Below are 1,502 nucleotides of genomic sequence, written 5' to 3'. Positions count from 1 at the left end.
AACTTATGGAATGGTTGAAGGGATTTAAGTAAAAAGGAAAAGATTATGTAAAGAAAATACTTACACAACTACTGTTACACAACCTGTTAAGTAGGAAGCTTTACATAATCTTTTTGTTTACATAAACTGAATTATGTCAACCTTTACATAACTCAGTAAAAGCAAAAGGCATATACCGTGTTCCACCCCACTTTGAGGTGCCAAAATTGCACCTCAAGATTTCCCATTCATTGGCTGTTAATTCAAACATAAAATCGTCGGGGAATCTTTCAATATTCCGTTTGACTGCTCTTTTCAGATTTTTAGTTTCTACCTGATACAGTTCTGCCAGATCAAAGTCAAGCATGACTCGCATCCCCCTTATTTCAAATATCTTATTCTGAATAATCTGTAGTTCCATATCAGTTAGGTATATTAAGAGTGGATCTTGTTGTATTAGTATTAAACAGTATGATTATCTCTGGTTCAGTTGCTTCTTTTCTATATTCACAGAAAGAATTCAATACCCACTCCCGAAAAGCTTTGGTATATAAAGATTGAATACGGAAACTTAAGAAAATAACAACCTCTAAATTATAATAGGTGCGAATATATTCTTCTTTCTCATTTCGGGTATATCTGTATTCTTTTATCACATCCGGTTCTCTCAATAAGCCTTCTTTAAATATCGCTTTGAGATGCTTATTGATTGTAGGTGTATATATGCCAAACAGATCGGCTATTTCATTTATTGTCATCCAAACTGTACCATTAACTATTTTTACTTCAATAATGGGACTATCAGTCTCTATATCTATAAACTTTATATATCCTGTTTCCATAATTTAGATTTTATTGATTTATGGCAAATTTATCATTCAGACCTTTTACTTTTGAAGCAAAATCATTCATGTCGTTACTTATCTTAGAATCAGTAATGCGAGCATAAATTTGTGTTGTACGAATATTGGTATGCCCGAGCATTTTACTAACACTTTCGATAGAAACTCCTTTCGAAAGGGTCAGAGTGGCAAAAGTGTGGCGGGCCAGATGAAAAAAACACAAGAAAAGGGATATACGCAAATCGCAACACTTCAATAGGTAACAGTCTTGAAATTAGCATATTTGCTTAGATTTAGGAAGTTCGTAAAATTGGAATCTAAGCAAATCTTAGACAGACTTCAGTTACTAAGTCGTTAACCTCTCAGTTACTAAATTAAAACAGGTAACAAGATGCGAACAAATGAACTTCTTATGTTCTGATTTGCTTATAATTACGCACTAAAGAGCACTTATATAACAAGTAACTTTGCCGTTGCAAAACAACGGCAAAGGATAATAAAAATATAAGTGTATGAAAACAGAAAAATTCAAGGTATTACTCTACCTCAAAAAGAGTAGTCCCGACAAATCGGGTAAAACTCCGATAATGGGACGTATCACTGTCGGCAAGTCGATGGTACAATTCAGTTGTAAACTTTCTTGTACATTTTCACTATGGAATCCGCGTGAAAGTCGGTTGA

Annotated in this window: 2 protein-coding genes and 2 pseudogenes; 1 reads left to right on the top strand and 3 read right to left on the bottom strand. The window is 33.7% G+C overall.

Translation table 11 applies throughout. The annotated features are described in order from the left end of the window. Nucleotides 1–151: 151 nt before the first annotated feature. From QOX35_RS16415 to QOX35_RS16405, 3 genes and pseudogenes are all read right to left on the bottom strand, one after another. Nucleotides 152–400 (bottom strand): annotated as a pseudogene (locus tag QOX35_RS16415) (ORF6N domain-containing protein); the annotation flags it as partial. A 1-nt stretch (nt 401) separates the two neighbouring features. Further along, a complete protein-coding gene (locus QOX35_RS16410; RefSeq protein ID WP_283687835.1) occupies nt 402–821 on the bottom strand; it encodes a virulence RhuM family protein in 420 nt (139 codons plus the stop codon). Nucleotides 822–831: 10 nt separating this feature from the next. Further along, nucleotides 832–1,035: pseudogene (locus QOX35_RS16405) on the bottom strand (tyrosine-type recombinase/integrase); the annotation flags it as partial. A gap of 298 nt (nt 1,036–1,333) precedes the next feature. Here QOX35_RS16405 and QOX35_RS16400 point away from each other — a divergent pair. Continuing rightward, the coding region (locus QOX35_RS16400; protein ID WP_283687227.1) for an Arm DNA-binding domain-containing protein at nt 1,334–1,502 on the top strand (169 nt) is incomplete at its 3' end.

It is taken from the genome of Dysgonomonas sp. Marseille-Q5470 (assembly GCF_951230145.1).
Classification (GTDB): Bacteria; Bacteroidota; Bacteroidia; order Bacteroidales; family Dysgonomonadaceae; genus Dysgonomonas.
This window is presented reverse-complemented; position numbering and strand designations above follow the sequence as displayed.